The sequence below is a fragment of the Tessaracoccus yangjingae genome (genome assembly GCF_054483935.1).
On record NZ_CM137014.1, the window covers coordinates 29,514 to 53,029 of the forward strand.

At 67.4% G+C, this 23,516-nt stretch carries 16 protein-coding genes and 3 rRNA genes; 8 read left to right on the plus strand and 11 right to left on the minus strand.

From position 1 onward, the window contains the following. The first annotated feature begins 48 nt into the window (after positions 1-48). Positions 49-1,056: a LacI family DNA-binding transcriptional regulator gene (locus tag ACX1D3_RS00120; RefSeq protein ID WP_458994957.1), complete on the plus strand. Its 1,008-nt coding sequence runs from the start codon at positions 49-51 to the stop codon at positions 1,054-1,056. A 249-nt stretch (positions 1,057-1,305) separates the two neighbouring features. Here ACX1D3_RS00120 and ACX1D3_RS00125 read toward each other — a convergent pair whose 3' ends face one another. Continuing rightward, a complete protein-coding gene (locus ACX1D3_RS00125) occupies positions 1,306-4,080 on the minus strand; it encodes a family 78 glycoside hydrolase catalytic domain (RefSeq protein WP_458994958.1) in 2,775 nt (924 codons plus the stop codon). A 104-nt stretch (positions 4,081-4,184) separates the two neighbouring features. Beyond that, a complete protein-coding gene (locus tag ACX1D3_RS00130; protein WP_458994959.1) occupies positions 4,185-4,775 on the minus strand; it encodes a TetR/AcrR family transcriptional regulator in 591 nt (196 codons plus the stop codon). Between the two features lie 127 nt (positions 4,776-4,902). On the opposite strand from ACX1D3_RS00130, the gene ACX1D3_RS00135 reads away from it, so the two are divergent. The 5 genes from ACX1D3_RS00135 to ACX1D3_RS00155 all read left to right on the plus strand — a co-directional run bounded on the left by ACX1D3_RS00135 (position 4,903) and on the right by ACX1D3_RS00155 (position 11,405). Next, positions 4,903-6,459, plus strand: coding sequence for an ABC transporter substrate-binding protein (locus ACX1D3_RS00135; protein WP_458994960.1), 1,557 nt, complete (start codon positions 4,903-4,905; stop codon positions 6,457-6,459). A gap of 28 nt (positions 6,460-6,487) precedes the next feature. Beyond that, positions 6,488-7,429: an ABC transporter permease gene (locus tag ACX1D3_RS00140; protein WP_458994961.1), complete on the plus strand. Its 942-nt coding sequence runs from the start codon at positions 6,488-6,490 to the stop codon at positions 7,427-7,429. Further along, entirely contained in the window at positions 7,426-9,225 is a 1,800-nt protein-coding gene (locus ACX1D3_RS00145) for an ATP-binding cassette domain-containing protein (RefSeq protein WP_458994962.1), read from the plus strand. The genes ACX1D3_RS00140 and ACX1D3_RS00145 overlap by 4 nt, the downstream gene beginning before the upstream one ends. Continuing rightward, positions 9,222-10,079: an ATP-binding cassette domain-containing protein gene (locus ACX1D3_RS00150; protein WP_458994963.1), complete on the plus strand. Its 858-nt coding sequence runs from the start codon at positions 9,222-9,224 to the stop codon at positions 10,077-10,079. Before ACX1D3_RS00145 ends, ACX1D3_RS00150 begins: the two co-directional genes overlap by 4 nt. Before the next feature lie 81 nt (positions 10,080-10,160). Next, positions 10,161-11,405, plus strand: coding sequence for a glycoside hydrolase family 1 protein (locus ACX1D3_RS00155; protein ID WP_458994964.1), 1,245 nt, complete (start codon positions 10,161-10,163; stop codon positions 11,403-11,405). A 30-nt stretch (positions 11,406-11,435) separates the two neighbouring features. On the opposite strand, the gene ACX1D3_RS00160 is transcribed toward ACX1D3_RS00155, so the two are convergent. After that, positions 11,436-11,876 (minus strand): VOC family protein, encoded by a 441-nt coding sequence (locus tag ACX1D3_RS00160; RefSeq protein WP_458994965.1) that lies wholly within the window; start codon positions 11,874-11,876, stop codon positions 11,436-11,438. Positions 11,877-11,952: 76 nt separating this feature from the next. Between ACX1D3_RS00160 and ACX1D3_RS00165 the strand changes: the two genes are divergently transcribed. After that, complete coding sequence (locus ACX1D3_RS00165; protein WP_458994966.1) at positions 11,953-13,152, plus strand: cytochrome P450; 1,200 nt, start codon at positions 11,953-11,955, stop codon at positions 13,150-13,152. 10 nt (positions 13,153-13,162) lie between these two features. On the opposite strand, the gene ACX1D3_RS00170 is transcribed toward ACX1D3_RS00165, so the two are convergent. Continuing rightward, positions 13,163-13,564, minus strand: coding sequence for a DoxX family protein (locus tag ACX1D3_RS00170; protein WP_458996579.1), 402 nt, complete (start codon positions 13,562-13,564; stop codon positions 13,163-13,165). A 155-nt stretch (positions 13,565-13,719) separates the two neighbouring features. Between ACX1D3_RS00170 and ACX1D3_RS00175 the strand changes: the two genes are divergently transcribed. Further along, positions 13,720-14,589, plus strand: a complete 870-nt coding sequence (locus ACX1D3_RS00175; RefSeq protein WP_458994967.1) for a DUF1295 domain-containing protein — start codon at positions 13,720-13,722, stop codon at positions 14,587-14,589. Positions 14,590-14,799: 210 nt separating this feature from the next. Here the strand turns inward: ACX1D3_RS00175 and rrf are convergent. The 7 genes from rrf to ACX1D3_RS00210 all read right to left on the minus strand — a co-directional run bounded on the left by rrf (position 14,800) and on the right by ACX1D3_RS00210 (position 23,509). Then, positions 14,800-14,916, minus strand: a 5S ribosomal RNA gene (gene rrf / locus ACX1D3_RS00180). 111 nt (positions 14,917-15,027) lie between these two features. Then, a 23S ribosomal RNA gene (locus ACX1D3_RS00185) occupies positions 15,028-18,120 on the minus strand. A 332-nt stretch (positions 18,121-18,452) separates the two neighbouring features. Beyond that, a 16S ribosomal RNA gene (locus ACX1D3_RS00190) occupies positions 18,453-19,971 on the minus strand. The 16S, 23S and 5S rRNA genes sit together here, the layout of an rRNA operon. 754 nt (positions 19,972-20,725) lie before the next feature. Beyond that, the gene (locus ACX1D3_RS00195) at positions 20,726-21,295 is read right to left on the minus strand and encodes an NAD(P)H-dependent oxidoreductase (RefSeq protein ID WP_458994968.1); all 570 of its coding nucleotides are present in this window, start codon (positions 21,293-21,295) and stop codon (positions 20,726-20,728) included. After that, entirely contained in the window at positions 21,292-21,903 is a 612-nt protein-coding gene (locus tag ACX1D3_RS00200) for an alkylhydroperoxidase domain protein (RefSeq protein WP_458994969.1), read from the minus strand. The genes ACX1D3_RS00195 and ACX1D3_RS00200 overlap by 4 nt, the downstream gene beginning before the upstream one ends. After that, positions 21,900-22,490 carry a CMD domain protein gene (locus ACX1D3_RS00205; RefSeq protein ID WP_458994970.1) on the minus strand — a complete coding sequence of 197 codons (591 nt, stop codon included), beginning with the start codon at positions 22,488-22,490 and terminating at the stop codon, positions 21,900-21,902. Before ACX1D3_RS00205 ends, ACX1D3_RS00200 begins: the two co-directional genes overlap by 4 nt. Continuing rightward, positions 22,487-23,509, minus strand: a complete 1,023-nt coding sequence (locus ACX1D3_RS00210; RefSeq protein WP_458994971.1) for a putative FMN-dependent luciferase-like monooxygenase — start codon at positions 23,507-23,509, stop codon at positions 22,487-22,489. Before ACX1D3_RS00210 ends, ACX1D3_RS00205 begins: the two co-directional genes overlap by 4 nt. Positions 23,510-23,516 lie beyond the last annotated feature (7 nt).

Sequence of the window (23,516 nt, forward strand, 5' to 3'; positions counted from 1 at the left end):
ACCGGCCGCGGCCCTACGCTTGTCCACACCAGAGTTGAAAGGAGTGCGATGTCCAGCGAAGCGGCTCGCGTTACGCGCGGCGCCACCCGCGACGACGTCGCGCGCCTCGCGGGCGTGAGCTCCGCCGTCGTCAGCTACGTGGTCAACAACGGTCCGCGGCCGGTGGCCGAGGCCACGAAGCAGCGGGTGCTCGACGCCATCGACAAGCTCGGATACCGCCCCAACGCCGCCGCCCGGTCGCTCATCATGGGCCGCTCCGACCTCGTGGGGCTGATCGTCCCAGACGTGCGCAACCCCTACTTCGCCGCGCTCGCGCAGGCGGTCGAGGTGGAGGCGCGCGCCCAAGGCGTCAACCTGGTGCTGGCGCAGGGCTCCACCGGGCACCTGTCGGCGCTCATGGAGTCGCTGAGCGGGCACCTCGTGGCGGGGATCATCACCGCCGCCGTCCCGGAGGGGGCGGCGCTCGAGGTGGTGCTCCGGAACAAGATCACGATGGTGCGGTTGAGCCTTGTGCCCCCGGACGTCGACATCACCTCGGTGCTCCCGGACTTCTACGGAGGGGCGCGGGCGGCGGTGAGCCACCTGGTCGAGGTGCACGGGCATCGCCGCATCGCGTTGGTCTCGGGCTCGGACACGCCGACGGACCACAGGGTGCTCGACGACCGCGAGCGGGCCTGGCGCGACGTGCTCGCCGCCGCGGGCCTTCCCACGGACGCGATCATCCGCGTGAACTGGTCGCTGACCGCCGGCCGCGAGGCCGCCGTGGCGCTCGTGCGGGACTTCCCGGACTGCACCGCGGTGTTCACGATGTCGGATCAGCAGGGCATCGGCCTGATCGCCGGTCTGCACGAGCTCGGCAAGGCCATCCCGGGCGACATCGCGATCACGTCGTTCGACGGCTCGCCCGAGGCCGAGTTCACCTATCCGCCGTTGACGACGGCGAGCGTGCCGATGGCGGCGATGGCGAAGGCGGCGGTCAGGCAGCTGCTCCACCCCGGCGGCAGGGGCCAGGTGTTCGCCCCGGAGCTGATCCTCCGCCGGTCCTGCGGCTGCTGACCCCCCTGCGCACACATCCCGGGGCCCCGCTGGCCGAGGCTCGTCGCTACGCTCTGCACACCTCAACCAGCGGGTTACCGCTGAGGCGCAGCTCCGGGCCTTCCCCGCTGCCTGAGGCGCGGCCCCTCACCGCTGGCTGAGGTGCCGCGAAGCGGCCTCGAAGCCTGAGAAACGCAAGCTGACAAGCAAAGTCTCTGCGGTTTCGAGGCTCGTCGCACGCTCCTCACACCTCAACCACCGGGGGATGACTCAGAGCGCACCTAGCCGCTCGTCCAGCCGCGACCTCACCTCGGGCGGCACCCCGAACAGCACGTCCGCCAGCCGGCACCCCTCGGTCCACGACGTGCGGCTGAAGAAGCCCGTCGCGTACCCGGGAGCGAACGCGGTGAGCTCGTCCCGGATGGCCGCGACCGCGGCAGGCCGGTCCACCAGTTCCGCCAGGCTCGAGCGCACCGACAGCACCCTCGTCGGCTCACGGAACAGCGGGAACTCCCCCTCGAACCGGTGCTGCCCAGACCCGACGACGACCGTCTCGGACCCCGGCAGCCGTACCTCGGCCGTGGCGTTCGGCGGCACCACGACGTCGGCCACCAGCGCCTCGCCGTCCCGCCGCCACGACACCGACGCCCGCCCGTACGGCGTGTCGTGCTCCGCCCGCGCCCAGTCGATCCCCGGCACCGGGGTGGGCTGCACGAGCAGCACCGAGCCGCCCGGCGCCAGCGGCGACAGCCCGGCGAGCGAGCGGTGCAGCCAGTCCGCGACGGAGCCGAGCGCGTAGTGGTTGAACGACGTCATCTCGCCGGGGTTGATGGACCCGTCGGGCAGGATCGAGTCCCAGCGCTCCCAGATCGTCGTCGCGCCCATGGTCACCGGGTAGAGCCAGGAGGGGCAGTCGGTCTGCAGCAGCAGCCTGCCTGCAGCCTCGGCGTGGCCGGTGTCGGTGAGCGCCCCGAGGATGAGCGGTGTGCCGACGAAGCCCGTCGCGATCCGGTAGCCGGCGGCCCGGACGCGCTCCGCGAGCCGGTCGCCGAGCGCCTGCCGGAGCGCGGGCTCGGTCACCAGGCCGAACCCGATCGCCAGGGCGTAGGCCGTCGGCGCGTCCGACATCATGCGGCCGGCGGGCGTGACGTACGCGGCGCGGAAGGCCGCGGCCACCCCGTCGGCGAGGGATCCGAACCGGGCGGCGCCGTCGTGGCGGCCGAGCACCTCCGCCGCGTCGGCGACCACCCGGCAGGACCGCGCGACGTACGCCGTCGCGACGATGTCCCGCGACACCTTGGACTCACCCGGCGCGTCCGGGGGCGACGTCGGGTCCAGCCAGTCGCCGAACTGCATCGACCCCTCCCACAGCAGGTCGTCGCCGGCCTGCTCGAGGAGCCTCTCTGCCCAGGCCCGCATGGAGTCGAACTGCTCGGCCAGCACCTCGCGGTCACCGAAGCGCTGCCACAGGGCCCAGGGCACGAGGGTCGCGGCGTCGCCCCACGCGGCGGTGGGCTTGACCTCGTCGGCCAGCGCGTCGGGGATGACGAACGGGACCAGCCCGCCGTGCGCGGCCTGCTCGACGGCGAGGTCCCTCAGCCAGTCGGCCAGGAACCCGTCGCAGCCGGCCAGCGTCGTCGCGGTGGGCGCGAACACCTGGATGTCGCCGGTCCAGCCGAGGCGCTCGTCGCGCTGGGGGCAGTCGGTGGGCACAGACAGGAAGTTCCCGCGCATCCCCCACACCACGTTCTCGTGCAGCCGGGTGACCAGGGGATCCGAGCATTCGAAGGTGGCCGTGAGCGGCATGTCGGTGTGCAGGACGCGCGCGGTGAAGGCGGCCGGCTCGACGTCGCCCGGCCAGCCGGAGACCTCCACGTAGCGGAAGCCGTGGAACGTGAACCGCGGCTCGAGCTCGACGGGGCCGCCCGGCACGGTGAACGTGTCGGTCTGGACGGCGTCGCGGAGCGGCCGGGTGCCGAGCTCGCCGTGCTCCAGCACCTCCGCGTGCCGGAGCGTGACGACGGTGCCCGCCGGGAGGTCCGCCCGGACCCGGACGCGTCCGACGAGGTTCTGCCCGAAGTCCAGCACGGTGGCCCCCGACGGCGTGGCCAGAACCTCGCGCACCGGCACCTCCTGCGTGCACCGCACGGGCGGGGCGAGTTTGGGCACCGGCGTCAGGGCCACCTCCTCGACCCGCACCGGAGCCCAGCCGAGGGGATCGGCACCGGCCAGGTCCCAGCCAACGAGTCGCCTCCGGAGGTCGACGGTCTCCCCGCGGTAGATGCCCGAGTCGACGATCTCCAGGTCGCCGCGGGCGGACCACTCCGGGCCGGTGGCGATCACCCGCTCGGAGCCGTCGGCGAAGCGGAGATGGAGCTGGGCGGCGTAGCTCGGCTGCTCGCCGTAGACCCGACGGGGACGCCCGAAGAACCCGTAGGCCTCGGTGCGCCACGCGCCCGCGAGCGTCACGCCGACCGCGTTCGCCCCCGCGGCGAGGAGCGCCGTCACGTCGTGCGAGGCGAACACCAGCCGCTTGTCGTACGAGGTCCAGCCGGGCGCGAGGATGTCGTCGGCGACGGCGGCGCCGTTGATCGTGGACTCGTGGGCGCCGAGTGCCGTGGCGTAGAGGACGGCCTCCACGGGCGCCTCGGGCAGCTCGAACTCGTGGCGCAGCCAGGCTGGCTGCGCCACCCTCGACGGCTCGGCCAGCCCGACGAAACGCGCACACCATTGGCCGTCGGCCAGGAACCCCGCGCGGACCTCCAGCGGGTCGCTCCACGGGGTGACCGAGCCGTCCGCGCCCGCGGAGCGCACCCGAATCGTCCGGCGCTCCCGCGGCGCAAGCGGGGCCAGCGGCCACGGCACCCCGTGCGACGCGGGACCCTCGAGGCGCACGACGGCGTCACCGTCGTGGATCTCCGCCCACGCCTGGGACCAGCCGTCGCGCACGCCCATGGTCCGCCAGCTCAGGGACGGGGTCGCAGTGGTGGCAGTAGCGTCGTGGTGGCGCGACAGCAGCAGGCTGACAGTGGGGTTCTCGGGCATGGATTCCTCTCGCGGGCCGGCGCGACCGCGCGCCGTCGCCCCCACGGTACGTGAGCCGTTGAAAATATTCCAGTATCAATATTTTGTTGCGCGGTGGGCGGCCGTCACAGCTCGACGGTGACCATGCCCTGCATGTAGCGGCGCACGTCCTCGACCATGTCGACGCCCTCGAGGTCGTTGAGCCACAGCAGCTGAAGCCCCTCGACCATGGCGGTGATGGAGATCGCCGCCTTGCGCGGATCCACCTCGTCGCGCAGCATGCCCAGCGTCCGCATGTCCTCCAGGGCCCCGGACGTCTCGCGCACGATCATCTGGAACCGGTCGCGGAAGTGCTGATGCGCGGGGTGGTCCGGGCTGGTCGCCTCGCCGGCGAGCACGGTATAGAGCCTGATCAGGTCACGTTTGTCGTTGTTGCGACGAGAGATCTCCAGCAGGCCACGCAGGAACTCGACGTCGCGGCGGCCGCCGAGGATGTCCTGGGCCGTCTGGTCCCGCCTTTCGAACACCGCCACGAGCATGGCCAGCTTGGACTCGTAGTGGTGCAGGATCCCCGGCTGGCTCATCCCGGCCTCCCGAGCGATCTCGGTGATGGTCGCGTTGGTGAAGCCCACGCGCACGAAGACCCGGAACGCGGCGTCGAGGACCTCCTCGCGCCGCTGCGCGCTCTTGCGGTACTCACCCCGGACCCCTGCCATACCGGGACCTTAGCACCGCGGAATGAAAATATTGACCTTCACAGATTTTCGTTCTACAGTCCTCTCAGCGAGCGGGTGACCCGCCGCAGACTTCACCGACGAAGACCCCCCAGAAGGGAACCCATCGATGTCCCGCATCCTCAAGGCGATCGCCCTCGGCGGCGCCGCAGCCCTCGCCCTCACGGCGTGCTCAAGTGGCAGCGCCTCCACCCCCTCGTCCACCGGCGACGCCTCCACCTCCGGGGCGGCAGCCGCCGGGCGCGCCGCCAAGCTCACCATCGGCGCCGTCGTCGACGTCGCCACCTGGAAGGCCGCCGACGCCGACTGGGGCAACACCGCCACCTACTACATGGCCGTCTACGACACCCTGCTGCGCACCGCCGCCGACGGCACCGTCGAGCCCGGCCTCGCCGAGGAGTGGAGCTACGACGACACCATGACCGAGCTCACCCTCGAGCTCCGCGACGGCGTCACCTTCACCGACGGCACCGAGCTCACCGCGGACCTCGCGGCGCAGAACCTCCTCCGGTTCCGCGACGGCGCCTCGCCGAACACCAGCAACCTCTCCGCCGTGACCGACGCCACCGCCGTCGACGAGGACACCCTGCTGGTGTCCCTCGAGCAGCCGGACCCGGCGCTGCTGACCTACCTCAGCCAGAACTCCGGCCTCGTGGCCGCCGCGTCCACCTTCGACGCCGCCGACGCGCAGACCAACCCCGTCGGCTCCGGCCCCTACGTGCTCGACGCGGCGGCCTCCACCATCGGCTCGAGCTACACCTTCACCGCGCGCGAGGACTACTGGGACGCCGACATCCAGCACTACGACGCCCTCACCATCAACTACTACGCCGACGCGTCCGCCCTGCTCAACGCCCTGCGCGACAACCAGGTGGACATCGCCAACCTCAACTCGGTGAGCCAGATCCCCGACGCCGAGTCCGCCGGCTACACCATCAACCAGGCCCCGGTGAACTGGAAGGGCCTGATCATCGCCGACCGTGGCGGCCAGGTCAACGAGGCGCTCGCCGACGTCAAGGTCCGCCAGGCCATCAACTACGCCGTCGACCGTGAGGGCCTGCTGCAGGGCCTCGAGTCCGGCTACGGCGAGGTCACCACCCAGATCTTCGGCCCCGGCACCGAGGCCTTCATCCCCGAGCTCGAGGACGCCTACCCCTACGACCCGGAGAAGGCCAGGCAGCTGCTCGCCGAGGCCGGCTACCCCGACGGCGTGACCATCGTGATGCCGCAGACCGGCTTCGTGCCCCCGTCGGAGCCCGAGCTGATCGCCGGCGTGCTGGCCGAGTCCGGCATCACCATCGAGTACGAGCAGGCCGGCGAGGGCTTCATCGGAGACCTGCTGGGCGGCAAGTGGGCCATGTTCGCCTTCGGCCTCAACCAGGAGCCGATGGCGTGGATGACCTACCAGCTGGCGATCTCCCCCGGGTCCGCGTGGAACGTCTTCCACCAGCCCGACGAGACCGTCGCGGCGCTGTCCGAGCGCATGCGCCTCGGCGGTGACGACGCCGACGCCGCGGCCAAGGAGCTCAACGAGTACATCGTCGAGCAGGCCTGGTTCGCCCCCTTCTACCGGGTCCTCGGCGTCATCGTCACCAACGACGCCACCACCGTGACCATGAAGGACGGGCAGGCCGTGTCCAACCTCTGGGACATCGTCCCGGCCTGATCCCTCGAGAACCCTGGAGGGCGTACACATGCTCACGTTCATCGCCAAGCGGCTGCTGACGGGCCTCGGCCTCGTCGCCGCGCTCAGCGTGCTCACCTTCTTCCTGCTGCAGTTCGGCAGCTCGGACACGGCGCGCCACATCGCGGGGCAGACCGCCACCGAGGAGGCAGTGGCGCAGGTGGAGGCACGGCTCGGGCTCGACAGGCCCGTGCTGGAGCAGTTCGCCTCATGGGCGGGCAACGCCCTCCAGGGTGACCTCGGTCTCTCCTGGTTCAACGGCCAGCCGGTGACCGAGGCGGTCTTCTCCCGCATCTCGGTGACGGTGTCCCTGGCCGTCGGGTCGGTCCTGCTCACCGCCGTGATCGGCATCGTCCTCGGAGCGCTCGCGGCCACTCGCCGCGGGTGGCTCGACAGGACGGTGCAGGTCATGGCGGTCGTCGGCCAGGCCATCCCCGGCTTCCTCATGGCCCTGTTCCTCGTCATCGTGTTCGCCATCAACCTGGACTGGTTCCCGGCCACCGGCTACACGAGGTTCGCGGACTCCCCCACCGCGTGGCTGCAGTCCATCGCGCTGCCCATCATCGCCCTCACCGTCGGCTCCATCGGCGGGGTGGCGCAGCAGGTGCGCGGCTCCATGATCGACGTGCTGGGCCGCGACTACGTGCGCACCCTGCGCAGCCGCGGCCTGCCGTCGCGGCGGATCGTCTACCGCCACGTCCTGCGCAACGCCGCGGGCCCCGCCCTCAGCATCCTCGGCCTCCAGTTCGTCATCCTGCTCGGGGGCGCGGTGATCGTGGAGCAGCTGTTCTCCATCCCGGGCCTCGGTCCGCTCGCCCTGACCAGCACCTCCAAGGGCGACCTGCCCGTCGTCCTGGGCATCGTCATCGTGACCGGCATCATCGTCACGCTCGTGAACACCCTCGTCGACATCGCGCAGGCGTGGGTCAACCCGAAGGTTCGGCTGTCATGACCACACCCCTCACCCCCGCGGCGGCCGTGCCCGTCGAGACCCGGGCCGCCCGCGGCAGCCTGCTCCGCCGCCTGATGGTGCACCCCCTGGGCGCACCGGCCCTGGCCTTCCTCGCCCTCGTTGCCGTCGTCGCCGTCATCGGCCCGTGGGTCGCGCCGAACGACCCGTCGGCCACGTCGCTGCGTCACATCTTCGCCCCGCCCGGCGGAGAGTTCCTGCTGGGCGGCGACTCCGCCGGCCGCGACATCTACTCCAGGCTCCTGGTCTCGACCTCGTTCAGCGTCGCCGGCGGCCTGCTCGTCGCAGTGGTGGCCTCGACGATCGGCGTGACGGCCGGCCTCATCGCCGGCTACTTCGGCGGCTGGGTGGACTCGCTGGGCTCGTGGTTCACGGCCCTGACGATGTCGCTGCCGTCCATCATCGTGCTGATCGCCGCCCGCTCCGTCGTGGGGCCGTCGATGTGGATCACGATGGCCATCTTCGGCGCGTTCATCTCGCCGGTGTACTACCGGGTGGTCTACAACTCGGTGCGGGCCGTCCGCGGCGAGCTGTACGTCGACGCCGCCCGGACCTCCGGCCTCTCGACGACGCGCATCATCGGCCGGCACATCCTCCTGGCCGTGCGCGCGCCAGTCATCCTGCTGACGGCCGGCATCATCGCGGCCGGCATCGGCATGCAGGCCGGGTTCGACTTCCTGGGCCTCGGCGACCCGACCATCCCCACCTGGGGCCAGATGCTCAACGAGGGCTTCTACAACATCAACCGCTCGGGCCTGTTGGTGGTGTGGCCCTCGCTGGCGCTGGGGCTCACCCTCATCGCCCTCACGCTCCTGGGCACGGCCGTGCGCGACGAGCTGGAGGGCACGGGCGAGACCAGGCGCCTCCGGGCCGCGTGGTCTCCCACCGCCGAGCCCGCTCCCGCCCCGCTGACCCACGACGCGCCCCCCACCGGCCCGCTGCTCGAGGTCGAGGGCCTGGCCGTGGCGTACCAGGGCAGCGCGGCCTGGACCACCGTCGTGCACGACGCCCGCCTCTCGGTGGCGCCGGGCGAGACCCACGGCCTCGTCGGCGAGTCTGGCTCCGGCAAGACGCAGACCGCGTTCGCGATCCTCGGGCTCCTGCCCAGCGGGGGATCCGTCGTCGACGGCTCCATCAGGTTCGACGGGCAGGAACTGACCGGGCTGTCGTACGAGGAGATGAACCGGCTCCGCGGCAGGCGCATCGCCTACGTGCCGCAGGAGCCCATGACCAACCTGGACCCGTCGTTCACCGTCGGCTCCCAGCTCACCGATCCGCTCGTCATCGTGCTCGGCATGTCGCGGGCCGAGGCGAAGGAGCGCGCCCTGTCCCTGCTGGCCAAGGTCGGCATCCCGGACCCCCGACGCACCTTCGACTCCTACCCGCACCAGCTCTCCGGCGGCATGGCGCAGCGCGTCCTGATCGCCGGGGCGGTGGCCTCCCACCCAGACCTGCTCATCGCGGACGAGCCCACCACGGCCCTGGACGTCACGGTTCAGGCCGAGGTGCTGGACCTCCTGCGCGACCTGCAGGCCGAGCTGGGCATGGCGATCCTCATCGTCACGCACAACTTCGGCGTGGTGGCGGACCTCTGTGACCGCGTCTCGGTCATGCGGCAGGGCGTCATCGTCGAGAACGGCCCCACCGTCGACGTGTTCCGCGCCCCGCAGCATCCCTACACCCAGTCGTTGTTCGACGCGATCCCCACCGGAGCACCCCGATCCGCCCTGCCGGGCGTGACCAGCTCCGTTGGCCTCGGCACCGGGAGCCTCTCATGACACAGCCCCTGCTCACCGTCGACGACCTCGTCGTCGAGTACCCCGGTCGCGGCTTCCGCGCCTCCCCGTTCCGTGCCGTGAAGGGCGTCAGCTTCGACATCCGCCCCGGAGAGACCGTCGGCCTCGTGGGCGAATCGGGCTCCGGGAAGACCACCATCGGGCGCGCGATCCTCGGCCTGGCGCCGGTCTCCGGCGGCACGATCGGCTTCCGGGGCGAGGACATCAGCCACCCCACGCCGGCGCGGCGCCGGGAGCTGACCCGCGACATCCAGGTGGTCTACCAGGACCCCTACTCGTCGCTGAATCCGTCGCTGACCATCGGCGACTCGCTCACCGAGCCCATGATCGTGCGGAAGACGCCCAAGAAGGAGGCCGAGCGGCGGGTCCGCGAGCTGCTGGACATGGTCCGCCTGCCCGCCGACGCCGCGCAGCGGATGCCGCGCGAGTTCTCCGGCGGCCAGCGGCAGCGCGTCGCGATCGCCCGGGCGCTGGCGCTCGACCCCACCCTGATCGTCTGCGACGAGCCCGTCTCCGCCCTCGACCTGTCCACGCAGGCCCGCGTCCTGGAGCTGTTCCTCGAGATCCAGCAGCGCACGGGCGTGGCCTATCTCTTCATCTCGCACGACCTCGCGGTCGTCCGGGAGATGTCGCACCGCGTGGCCGTGCTCCTGCACGGGGAGATCGTCGAATGGGGCGACGGCGACACCGTCACCTCCGCCTCCGAGCACCCCTACACGCAGCGGCTGCTGCTCGCCTCACCGGTGCCCGACCCGCTGCAGCAGGCCCAGCGCCGCGCGGACCGTCAGCGGCTGAAGGCCGTCCACGCCGAGCAGGACCTCCAGGCCGCGCTCTAGACCCCTCGGGCCTGCGCCTCCGGGCCCCGCGCTCCCCCTCCCCTTCCCCCTTCCCACCGTCGTCAGAGAGAACTCCAACACATGAGCCAGATCAGCATGCCCTCAACCTTCCTGTGGGGCGCGGCCACCGCCGGCCACCAGGTCGACGGCGGCGACGTCGACTCCGACACCACCTTCCTCGAGAACGTCACCCCGACGGTGTTCGCCGAGCCCGCCGGCGTGGCGTGCGGCGCCTGGGAGCGGTGGGAGACCGACCTGGACCTGGCCGTGGGCATGGGGCTGAACGCGTTCCGCTTCTCCATCGAGTGGTCGCGGATCGAGCCCCGGCAGGGCGAGATCGACGAGGCCGCCGTCGCGCACTACTCGGCGATGCTCGACGGCTGCCTCGAGCGGGGCCTGGCGCCGCTGGTCACGCTCAGCCACTTCACGCTGCCGCACTGGTTCGCCGCCCGCGGCGGCTGGTTCGCCGCCGATTCCGCGGAGCTGTTCGCCGGGTACTGCCGGCTCGTCACCGAGCGCCTCGGGGAGAGGTTCGCGCTCGTCGTCACGCTCAACGAGCCGAACCTGCAGCACGTGCTCGCCGACATGCTGCCGGCCGCCGTCTGGGAGTTGAGCGCCGCCACCCTCGACGCCGCCTCGGCCACCGCGGGGGTGTCACGGTACCGCTCGGGCAACGTCGCGAAGCTCGAGGAGATCGCCGGGCTCGAGGACGGGTTCGCGGCGGCACACGTCGCTGCCCGGGCCGCCGTCAAGGCGGTGCGGCCGGACCTGCCGGTCGGGCTGTCCATCGCGGTGGCCGACGACGTGGCCCTCCCCGGCGGCGAGGCGCACCGCGACGCGGTCCGCGCCGCCTGCTACGGCCGCTGGCTGGAGCTCGCGAAGGACGACGACTTCGTCGGGGTGCAGAACTACGAGCAGGTCCGCTACGACGCCGACGGGCGCCTCGCGCCCGCGCCCGACGCCGAGCTCAACGGCATGGGGTCGCCCATCTCGACGGAATCGCTCGAGGGCGCGGTCCGCTACGTGGCCGAGGCGACGGGCGTCCCGGTCCTGGTGACGGAGCACGGCCTCTCCACCGAGGACGACGCCCAGCGCTGCCGCTTCCTCCCCGAGGCGCTGGCAGGCCTGGACCGTGCGCGGGCTGACGGTGTCGCGGTGATCGGCTACTGCCACTGGACGTTCCTGGACAACTTCGAGTGGGTCTCCGGCTACGGCCCGAAGTTCGGCCTCCACGCCGTCGACCGCGACACGTTGGAGCGCACCCCGAAGGACTCGTCGCAGGTCTACGCGGCCGAGATCGCGGCCCGCTCGGCCGTCTCCGCGTAGCGCCCCGTACAGTGGTGGTTTCCGGACGGTCTAGCCGCCGGAAGCCACCAGATGTTCGGCGACCATCAACTCGACGCCCAGCGGGCCCGGGTTGTACGCCACCTCCCAGCGGATGCCGTCCGGGTCGGCGAAGTACCCGCTGTAGCCGCCCCAGTCGCGCTGCTGCCCCGGTGACACCTCAGATGCCCCCGCCGCCTCCGCCTCGACGAGCACCCGGTCCACCTCCTCGGGGCTCGGCACGTTGTGCGCGAGCGTGAGCGGCACGAGCCCGTCGCCACGGCTGATGGGCCCCACCTCGGCCTCGAACTGGTCCTCGTCCCACAGCGACAACACCAGCGTGGGCGAGAGCCGCACCATCACGATGCCGTCGGCCTCCAACGCGGGAGCCCAGCCGAGGCCGTCGACGTAGAAGCGACGGGCGGCCGCGACGTCGGTCACGGCCAGGGTGATGAAGTTCACGCGTGCATCCATGCCCACGACGCTAACCCACTCAGCGCCGTCCCCGCAGGCCCCGCGACCGCCTCTCACGCGGGGGTAGCCTGAACTCATGAGCGCCGAAGTCGCCGCCTGCCGCCGCATCTCCGTCAAGCCCGGGGAGGCGGACGCCCCGCGCGTGGAGTATGCGGACGGCGTGTGGCGCATCCGCTCCACCGAGGCGGTCCGGCAGATCCTGCGTGAGCGCGACGCCACCGCCCAGGCCGGGTTCAACTCCGAGGCCATCTCCGAGGGCACGATGGCCAACGAGCCCATCCTGTTCATGGACGGGGAGCCGCATCGCCAGCAGCGCAGCAAGATCGCCCGCTACTTCGCCCCGAAGACCGTGGCGGACAGGTACCGCGGGCTGATGGAGTCGCGGGCCGACGCCCTCGTCGCCGAGATGGTCGCCGCCGGGAAGGCGCGGCTCGACGAGGTGTCGCTGCGCTACTCCACCGAGGTGGCCGCCAAGGTCATCGGCCTCACCAACTCCAACCTCACCCGCATGGCCCACAGGCTGGAGCGGCTGTTCGACCAGCCCTCCTACGACCCGGCCACGGCCGGCAGGGAGGGCCGCGTCAAGGCCACCGTCCGGCAGCTGCGCGGCAGCCTGCCCATGGCGTGGTTCTACGCCTGGGACGTCCGGCCCGCCATCCGCGAACGGCGGAAGGCGCCGCAGGAGGACGTGATCAGCCACCTGCTCAAGGAGGGCTACGGCATCCCCGCGATTCTCATCGAGTGCGTCACCTACGGAGCCGCCGGCATGGCCACCACGCGCGAGTTCATCTCCATGGCGGCTCTGCATCTGCTGCGCGACGACGCCCTCCGGGCCCGCTTCGTCGTCGCCGGCGAGGCCGAACGGTACGCCATCCTGCACGAGATCCTGCGGCTGGAGCCCATCGTCGGTCACCTGTACCGCAGGGCCCAGCGGGGCTTCACCTTCACCGACGGAGAGGAGACCCATGTGGTGGCCGACGGCGAGCTGCTCGACCTGTTCGTGCGCCAGGCCAACGCGGATCCCGCCACCGTGGGCGAGGCTCCGCTCGACCTCTGCCCCGCACGCCCCCTGCCCAGGGGCATCGGACCGGAGGTGATGAGCTTCGGCGACGGCGCCCACAAGTGCCCAGGCAACGCCCTGGCCATCCAGGAGTCCGACATCCTGCTCACCAGGCTGTTCGCCCACCCCGTCCGCCTGGCCCGCGAACCCCGCCTGGGCTGGGACGACATCATTTCCGGCTACGCACTGCGCGACGTCACCGTCACCGTCGGCTGACTGGCTCGGGTTAGGCGTGGTCGGGTTGCGACTCCTTGTCGCCCGTGCGCCAGGCTCGCCAGGCCCCGGTGGACCACAGCGCCCAGGCTACGAGCGCCGGTTGGAAGAGCAGGCGCACCAGCCGCGCGTTGTCGCTCGTGAGTCCGAACGCATCCGTGCCCGTCACGTACTGCGAGATGTTGCCCGGGAAGATCGCGACGAAGAACGCCGCCGCCGTCCATCCCACCGCTGGCCGAAGGCGGCGCGGCGCCAGGATCAGCGCCGCACCCAGGCCCACCTCGACCACGCCGGAGGCCACCACCACGAAGTCCGGGTCCAGCGGGAGCCACGGCGGCACCTGGGCCTGAAACTCTTCCCGCAGCGTGGTGAGATGCCCGATCCCGGCACCTACCAGGGCCCCGCCGAGGAGCACCCTCCCGGCAGTCCTGAGGAGGCCGGACTTCTGCCCCGCCGACGGGGTTGTGCGCGCTCTCTGTACTTCCACGCCTGAAGTATCGCGCACGCCTAAGATGCTTCTCCTGGCGCAGTCATGGCAGCCGCCGACGCGCCGCCCGGGAGGGACCTGACATGCATGACGCAGACCGCACCGCGCTCCTCGCGATCCCGCTCGTGGTGCTGACCGGGGCGCTCGTCGCCCTGGCCGGCAGCCAGGGAGGGGCCACCGTCGTCGGCATCCCCGTCTTCGCAGTGGGGGTGGCGGCGGCGTTCGTGATCCAGTGGGTGGTGTTCATCCCGTCGTTCGCGCGGCAGACCGAGCGGTTCTTCGACCTGACCGGCAGCCTGACCTACATCTCGGTCACCGTCATGCTGGCCCTGCTCAGCCGGGACCTCGACGCCCGGAGCCTGCTGCTGGCAGCCGTCGTGATCGTGTGGGCGGCGCGCCTGGGCACGTTCCTCTTCAGACGGGTGAGGAGCGCAGGGAAGGACGACCGCTTCGACGAGCTCAAGCCGTCGCTGCCCCGGTTCCTGCTGGTGTGGACGCTCCAGGGGTTGTGGGTCACGATGACCGCGGCGGCAGCATGGGTGTCCATCGCCTCGGGCACCAGGGTGCCGTTCGACGCCCTCGCGGCGGCCGGACTCGTGGTCTGGCTGGCGGGCTTCGGGGTCGAAATCGTGGCGGATCGGCAGAAGAGCAGGTTCAAGGCTGACCCGAGAAACGCCGGCCGATTCATCTCGACGGGGCTGTGGGCGCGGTCCCGCCACCCGAACTACTTCGGCGAGATCGTGCTCTGGGCTGGCGTCGCGATCATCGCCCTCCCAACCCTCGACGGCTGGCAGCAGATCGCGCTCGTCTCCCCCTTCTTCGTGGCCCTCCTGCTCACCAGGGTGAGCGGGGTCCCGCTGCTGGAGCGGAAGGCAGACGCGAGGTGGGGCGGACAACCCGACTACGAGGCGTACAAGGCGCGCACCCCGGTCCTCGTCCCCAGGCTCAAGTGAGCGGACCGCCAGCCAGCTCCACCCCGACGAGGGGCTCGAGGACGGCGACGAGGTGCGGTGACGCTGCGCCTGTTGGCTTGAACGGCCGCCACCAGCGGCCGAGGCCTCCACATCCTCGCCGGAGCTGGTCATCTCCCACCGTCATCGACGACGGCGAAAGCGTCAAGAAACAAATAAACCCCCCGACCAAGGGTCGGGGGGTTTATGTAAGTCCGGCGGCGTCCTAGTCTCCCACAAGGTCCCCCTTGCAGTACCATCGGCGCTGAGAGGCTTAACTTCCGGGTTCGGGATGGGACCGGGTGTTTCCCTCTCGCTATGACCACCGAAACACTATGAGGATAGCATTCGAAGCCTACGAAAAGCCAATATTGAATTATTGATTTTCGAGGTTCCCGACCGTATCCCGGGAACCTCACAGTGGACGCGTAGCATCTTTGTAGAAACAAGCCCTCGGCCTATTAGTATCGGTCAGCTCCGTGCATTACTGCACTTCCACATCCGACCTATCACCCCATGGTCTATAGGGGGCCTTACCAGATTAATCTGTGGGAGCCCTCATCTTGAAGCGTGCTTCCCGCTTAGATGCTTTCAGCGGTTATCACTTCCCAACGTAGCCAACCAGCCGTGCTCTTGGTAGAACAACTGGCACACCAGAGGTTAGTCCGTCCCGGTCCTCTCGTACTAAGGACAGCTCTTCTCAAGACTCCTACGCGCGCAGCGGATAGGGACCGAACTGTCTCACGACGTTCTAAACCCAGCTCGCGTGCCGCTTTAATGGGCGAACAGCCCAACCCTTGGGACCGACTCCAGCCCCAGGATGCGACGAGCCGACATCGAGGTGCCAAACCATGCCGTCGCTATGGACGCTCGGGCAAGATCAGCCTGTTATCCCCGGGGTACCTTTTATCCGTTGAGTCCTGGCGCTTCCATGTGCCACCAGAAGATCACTAGTCCCGACTTTCGTCCCTGCTCGAGATGTCTCTCTCGCAGTCAAGCTCCCTTGTGCACTTACACTCGAAACCTGATTGCCAACCAGGCTGAGGGAACCTTTGGGCGCCTCCGTTACCTTTTAGGAGGCGACCGCCCCAGTCAAACTACCCATCAGGCACTGTCCCTGATCCAGATAATGGACCTAGGTTAGATAACCAGAGTGACCAGAGTGGTATTTCAACGATGACTCCACCTGAACTGGCGTCCAAGCTTCAAAGTCTCCCACCTATCCTACACAAGTCACACCGATCACCAATACCAAACTATAGTGAAGGTCCCGGGGTCTTTCCGTCCTGCTGCGCGTAACGAGCATCTTTACTCGTAGTGCAATTTCGCCGAGTCCATGGTGGAGACAGCGCCCAAATCGTTACTCCATTCGTGCAGGTCGGAACTTACCCGACAAGGAATTTCGCTACCTTAGGATGGTTATAGTTACCACCGCCGTTTACTGGGGCTTAAGTTCAAGGCTTCGCCGTGAGGCTAACCCTTCCCCTTAACCTTCCAGCACCGGGCAGGAGTCAGTCCGTATACATCGTCTTTCGACTTAGCACGGACCTGTGTTTTTAGTAAACAGTCGCTTGGGCCTGGTCTCTGCGACCCTCAACGCTTTCGAAGTAAATTCTAATACGCATCAGGTCCCCCTTATCCCGAAGTTACGGGGGTATTTTGCCGAGTTCCTTCACCATGGTTATCTCGATCGCCTTAGTATTCTCTACCTATCCACCTGTGTCGGTTTGGGGTACGGGCGGCTCATATCTCGCTCACGAAGCTTTTCTAGGCAGCATAGGATCACTCTTACGGCCACAAAAGTGACCGACCCATCATGTCTCAAACATATAGAACGCGGATTTGCCTACGTTCCGTCCTACACACTTAGCCCGGGGATATCCAAACCCGAGAAGAGCTACCTTCCTGCGTCCCTCCGCAGCTTGCCTACTACAAGATTGGGTCACAGACTCAGCCAGCCACGATCCGAAGACCACAACCGACCTCGCATGCTTAGCATCACTCGCCTCAGCACGGACGATATTTCGCCGGTACGGGAATATCAACCCGTTGTCCATCGACTACGCCTGTCGGCCTCGCCTTAGGTCCCGACTTACCCAGGGCAGATTAGCTTGACCCTGGAACCCTTGGATATTCGGCGGACGGGTTTCTCACCCGTCTTTCGCTACTCATGCCTGCATTCTCACTCGTGTGCTCTCCACGGCTGGGTCACCCCGCCGCTTCACCGCGCACACGACGCTCCCCTACCCATCCACGCAGCCTTACGGCCTAAACACGTGAATGCCATAGCTTCGGCGGATAACTTGAGCCCCGCTAAATTGTCGGCGCAGAATCACTTGACCAGTGAGCTATTACGCACTCTTTCAAGGGTGGCTGCTTCCAAGCCAACCTCCTGGTTGTCTCCGCAACTCCACATCCTTTTCCACTTAGTTATCGCTTAGGGGCCTTAGCTGATGATCTGGGCTGTTTCCCTCTCGACTATGAAGCTTATCCCCCACAGTCTCACTGCCGCACTCTCACTTACCGGCATTCGGAGTTTGACTGATTTCGGTAAGCTTGTGGGCCCCCTAGACCATTCAGTGCTCTACCTCCGGTAAGAAACATGCGACGCTGCACCTAAATGCATTTCGGGGAGAACCAGCTATCACGGAGTTTGATTGGCCTTTCACCCCTATCCACAGCTCATCTCCTCGGTTTTCAACCCAAGTGAGTTCGGGCCTCCACGACGTCTTACCGTCGCTTCACCCTGGCCATGGATAGATCACTCCGCTTCGGGTCTAGAGCACGCGACTGAAACGCCCTATTAGGACTCGCTTTCGCTACGGCTACCCCACACGGGTTAACCTCGCCACGTACCACTAACTCGCAGGCTCATTCTTCAAAAGGCACGCCGTCACCCTTACAGGCTCCGACGGATTGTATGCGATCGGTTTCAGGTACTATTTCACTCCCCTCCCGGGGTACTTTTCACCTTTCCCTCACGGTACTTGTCCGCTATCGGTCACCAAGGAGTATTTAGGCTTAGCGGATGGTCCCGCCAGATTCATGCGGAATTTCAGGGGTTCCGCACTACTTGGGGTAACGCTCGAGAGTGAACAACTTACGTCTACAGGAGTGTTACCTTCTATGCTGTGGCCTTCGCAGCCACTTCGACTTCCCTGTCCATTTCTTACTCTCTGACCGCATGACAGCACGGTCCGAACGGCCCCACAACACCCCATGTGCAACACCTGTCAGCTATCACACACATGAGGTTTGGCCTCTTCCGCTTTCGCTCGCCACTACTCACGGAATCACAATTGTTTTCTCTTCCTGCGGGTACTGAGATGTTTCACTTCCCCGCGTTCCCTCCAACTACCCTATATATTCAGGCAGAGGTTGCCGGACATGACTCCGGTATTTCAAGGTTTCCCTATTCGGACATCCTCGGATCAAAGCTCGTTTACCAACTCCCCGAGGCTTATCGCAGGTTACAACGTCCTTCTTCGGCTCTTGGTGCCAAGGCATCCACCGATCGCACTTAGTAGCTTGTTAATCTACAAAGATGCTCGCGTCCACTGTGAAGTTCTCAAAATACGGGCGAGCCCACACCCAACCACCCACAAACAGATGATCAGACCTGGTCCGCACAGAAAAGCCGCCGCACAAGCGACCGACCCTTCAAAACCCAACAGTGTGCTTAACCCAACCTCCACCCGACCCACGTTCCACTCCCCCAAAAAAGGAGGTTGTACTAACGAACCAGACTTCTGACCAGGCATACAAAATCAATGTTCCACATTCCGGTGCCGGCCGCGCCGGGAACAGACGCCCCAGAACACGACCATGAGCCCCACCACACAGTGATGACGCTACAGGCTCCTTAGAAAGGAGGTGATCCAGCCGCACCTTCCGGTACGGCTACCTTGTTACGACTTAGTCCTAATTACCGGTCCCACCTTCGACGGCTCCCTCCACAAGGGTTAGGCCACCGGCTTCGGGTGTTACCGACTTTCATGACTTGACGGGCGGTGTGTACAAGCCCCGGGAACGTATTCACCGCAGCGTTGCTGATCTGCGATTACTAGCGACTCCGACTTCATGGGGTCGAGTTGCAGACCCCAATCCGAACTGAGACCGGCTTTTTGAGATTCGCTCACCCTTACAGGTTCGCAGCTCTTTGTACCGGCCATTGTAGCATGCGTGAAGCCCTGGACATAAGGGGCATGATGACTTGACGTCATCCCCACCTTCCTCCGAGTTGACCCCGGCGGTCTCCTATGAGTCCCCGGCATTACCCGCTGGCAACATAGGACGAGGGTTGCGCTCGTTGCGGGACTTAACCCAACATCTCACGACACGAGCTGACGACAGCCATGCACCACCTGTAAACCGACCAAAAAGGGGCATCCATCTCTGGATGTTTCCGGCATATGTCAAACCCAGGTAAGGTTCTTCGCGTTGCATCGAATTAATCCGCATGCTCCGCCGCTTGTGCGGGGCCCCGTCAATTCCTTTGAGTTTTAGCCTTGCGGCCGTACTCCCCAGGCGGGGTACTTAATGCGTTAGCTGCGGCACGGAGAACGTGGAATGTCCCCCACACCTAGTACCCACCGTTTACGGCGTGGACTACCAGGGTATCTAAGCCTGTTTGCTCCCCACGCTTTCGCTTCTCAGCGTCAGGAAAGGTCCAGAGAACCGCCTTCGCCACTGGTGTTCCTCCTGATATCTACGCATTCCACCGCTTCACCAGGAATTCCATTCTCCCCTACCTTCCTCAAGTCTGCCCGTATCAGAAGCAGGCTCAGGGTTAAGCCCTGAGTTTTCACTCCCGACGCGACAAACCGCCTACAAGCTCTTTACGCCCAATAAATCCGGACAACGCTCGCACCCTACGTATCACCGCGGCTGCTGGCACGTAGTTAGCCGGTGCTTCTTCTGCAGGTACCGTCACGTTAGCTTCGTCCCTGCTGAAAGCGGTTTACAACCCGAAGGCCGTCATCCCGCACGCGGCGTTGCTGCATCAGGCTTCCGCCCATTGTGCAATATTCCCCACTGCTGCCTCCCGTAGGAGTTTGGGCCGTATCTCAGTCCCAATGTGGCCGGTCGCCCTCTCAGGCCGGCTACCCGTCGAAGCCTTGGTGAGCCACTACCTCACCAACAAGCTGATAGGCCGCGAGTCCATCCATGACCGCCGGAGCTTTCCAACCAATCCCATGCGGAAAAGGCTCATATCCGGTATTAGCACCTGTTTCCAGATGTTATCCCAAAGTCAAGGGCAGGTTACTCACGTGTTACTCACCCGTTCGCCACTCGTGTACCCCCGAAGAGGCCTTACCGTTCGACTTGCATGTGTTAAGCACGCCGCCAGCGTTCGTCCTGAGCCAGGATCAAACTCTCCGTTGAAAAATATCGGAAACAAACCACCCCAAAAGAGGCAGCCCGCAAACCGTCACAAACAACTTCGAATCAAACACTGACCAAAATCCATCACTGGATCAATCAAAATTTCACTCAAAGAAACCCAACACGCAACCCCACAAAGAGGCCACGCGACGGGAAAACGCAAAACAAGACCACAAAGGCCCTGCAGTGCAATAAAAATTGGCATTGACTTAAAGCACACTGTTGAGTTCTCAAGATTCGGGCACTCCCAGACATCAACCACGAAACCGTGACATCCACCCTGGGGCAACTCGACCAACCTTACTCGTTCACCGATCAGCCTGTCAAATTCGCTTGACATCTTCTGAGCTTCTGCGAGTACTGCGAAATACCTTTTGACAAGGTGTTTCACCAGTTGTTTGCCGCCGAGGCGACTCGACCAACTTTACCCACACTCCCAGACACTGTCAAACCACCAGATCCAGACTGACCGCTGTTGAGTTATTCGCCTTTCCTGACAATCAATTCAGACCTTGAGCGGGTTCAGGCAGAACGCACACTCGTCCGAAACGAAAGTAGTGGGGGCGGCCTCTGGTCCGTCCTGAACGTCCGGTGCACCAACAAGGCTCGGTGAACATTACACAGGGTCTTCGGTGCACGCAAGTCAGGCAGGGTGACGGTCGACCGCCGCACTCCGCAAGCCTGGGCATGGCCCCGAGCGGAGGCGGTGGCGCCCCTTTTCCACCGGCTTCCCCTGCCGCGCACTCGGTTGCCGTCAGCCCGGCGCCGACCTCAGCACGCCGGCTCGCGCCTCGAGGTGGTGGGCGAACTCGTCGGTCGCGGCGTCGACCTCATCCGCAGCTGCCGCGGAGAACGGACCCGCCGCAGCCTGAGCCGTCGCAGCCACGGCCACCACATAGCGGCCGGACGCGACATGGGCTGCGCCCAGCGCCTGCAGGACGGGCCTCAGCGAGTAGTCCAGCGCCAGTACGTGGGCGTGCGATCCCCCGGTGAGCAGCGGTAGCACCGTCTTGCCCCCCAGCCCGGCCTTGGGCAGCAGGTCCAGGAACACCTTGAGCAGCCCGGAGAAGGATGCCTGGAGCACCGCCGAGGACACCACCACCGCGTCTGCGTCCGCCACCGCGGCCAATGCAGGCGCAATCCCGGGGTGATCGACGTGGCGCCACAGCAGCGGCCCGGACGGCAGGTCGCGCACACGCACCTCCACCACCCGGTGCCCCCTGGCCCTGAGCCTGGTGGCGGCCCGGTCGCCGACGGCGTCGGTGACCGAGCCCTGCCGGAGCCCCGTCGAGACGTACACGATCCCAGCCCCGGGCGTGCTCATGGCCGAGTGACCTCCGGCTCCCCCAGTGCCAACATGAGCCTGTTGGCCCAGTTGAAGAACGCGGCGGAGTGGATGACGTCCGAGACCGACGCGTCGTCCAGGCCGGCCTCCCGGAGGCGGGCGACATGCTGGGGGCCGAACGCCACGGGCGTGGACGTCAGCGCCGCAGCGGCGGCCACGATCGCGTCCCAGCGCTCACCCAGCGCGGCGCCGGTGCCCTCGTCGAGCAACCGGTCCACGTCGTCGGGCCGCTTGGAGAACCGCGCGGCCAGCCTGGCGTGCACGGAGGCGCAGAACACGCAGCCGTTGGTGCGCGACACGGCTGCGGCAGCCAGTTCACGCTCCGCTCGGGGCAGTCCGTCCGCGGACTCGAAGATGTCCAGGTCCGCCCTCGTCCGGGCCTCGAGGATGTCCGGGTCGTCGGCGAGCAGCCGGAAGTAGGGGCTGGCCGCCCGCTGCGGCTGGACCAGCGCCTCCAGTTGACGCTGGGACAACTCATCCGGCGCGGCCGGCTCAAGGACCGGCAGCCACCCGAGCGCGGACCGGGTAAAGGCCGTTGGCCCGGCAACCCCCTCGCGGCGCTTCACCTCGACGCGATGGTCCGTCATGATGCTTCCTCCCCTGCGAGCACATCGAGGCCCGCGACCAGCCTGGCCTGGAAGGCCAGGAACGACACCAGCTGTGACCAGGTCACGATCTGAGCGCGGCCCCACCCCGCGTCGACCAGGCGATCGATCGTCTCCGGCCTGGCGTCCCGCGGATGCAGCAGGAGGAGGTGTGCGTACTCCAGCACGGCCGCCAGCGGCGCACCCAGAGCGGGTCTGTCGGCGTCCGGCACCTGCCACACGTCCCCCGTCACGTTCTCGTGCACCAGACCCGGCTCGCGGTAGCTCCCCCACGGCCCGCGTTGCACGGCGGCACCCAGGAGGCGCGCCACGAGCGCCTGGTCGTCGTCGGCGAGGCGCGAGGCCCGGTACTCGGCAGAGGGCGAGCAGGGCGCGATGAGTCCCGTCGCGAACGCCGCGACGAGCCACCGGTCCCTCAGCCAGATCCGGTTGCCCCCGCGCTCGAACAGCGCCTCCTCGGCCAGTTGGATGTGGGCGCGCGTGACCTCCCGCGATCTCCTGACGCCGTCGACCCGGCTCCCGGGGTCGATCCCGGCCAGGGCGTCGACCACGTCGACCGGCCCCGTCATGCTGCAACCCTCCGGGCCGACGCCTCGCCCCACCCGAGGGCGGGGGCGACGCGCTCAGCCAGCAGCTCGATCGACCGCAGGACCGCGTGGTGCGGCGCGTCGACCGAGTGCACCTGCGCCGCCACCTCCGTGGCGTGGATGAGCGCCTCATCGGCGGCCAGGGCCTCGGCGACCTGCTGCGGCGACCCCACGATGCTGTCGGTGGCCCGGATGAGTTCCGCCACAGGGGCGTCGGCCGGAATCCGGTCCCCGAAGGTCTTCGGCGAGGATGCGACCGCGTTGCGCAGGCCCTCGTCGGCCCAGCGGTACGCCTCGGCCGTGGTGTCGGCCACGAAGATGGTCCGCGACGCGAGCACCCGCGGCGCCGTTCCCGAGGGCAGCGCCGACCGGTAGGCCTCGATCACCGGGAGCTGAAGCTCCGCCAACGAGGCTCCTGGCACGTCAGAGCTCCTCGGCTGGGTGCGGGAGAGCATCAGCCCGTCTCCGTCCGCGCCCGCCCGTCGTCCACCCTCGACGGAGAACGTGGCCTGCCACACGCGCCCACCCAGGTGCGGGGCCGCCGGGTACAGGCGGTTGCCGGTGCCCCGGATGCCGTCCCCCAGCCACGCCGAGCGGAGGATCGCGAGCTTCTCCGCAGACAGGCGGTGCCTGTCTGCGAAGTCGAGCCCGAAGGCCGCGAACGACGCCGGATTGCCTCCCGTGGCGATCCCCACGTCGAGCCGTCCGCCCGACAGGATGTCCACCACCGCAGCGTCCTCGGCCGTCCGCACCGGATCCTCCATCGGGAGGCAGATGACTCCGGTCCCCAGCCTGATCCTGCTCGTGAGCGCCGCGATGTGGCTGAGCAGCACCAGCGGCGACGGCAGGCCGCCCTCGGCCCCGTGGAAGTGGTGTTGCGCCACCCAGGCGGTGGCGAAGCCGTGGCTCTCGGCGTGGATGACCTGCTCAGCGGCGATGCGGTAGCGCTCGGCCGGTGGCGCGTCGTCGAGGAGGCGTGTGAAGAATCCAAGGTTCGTCATGGGTGGT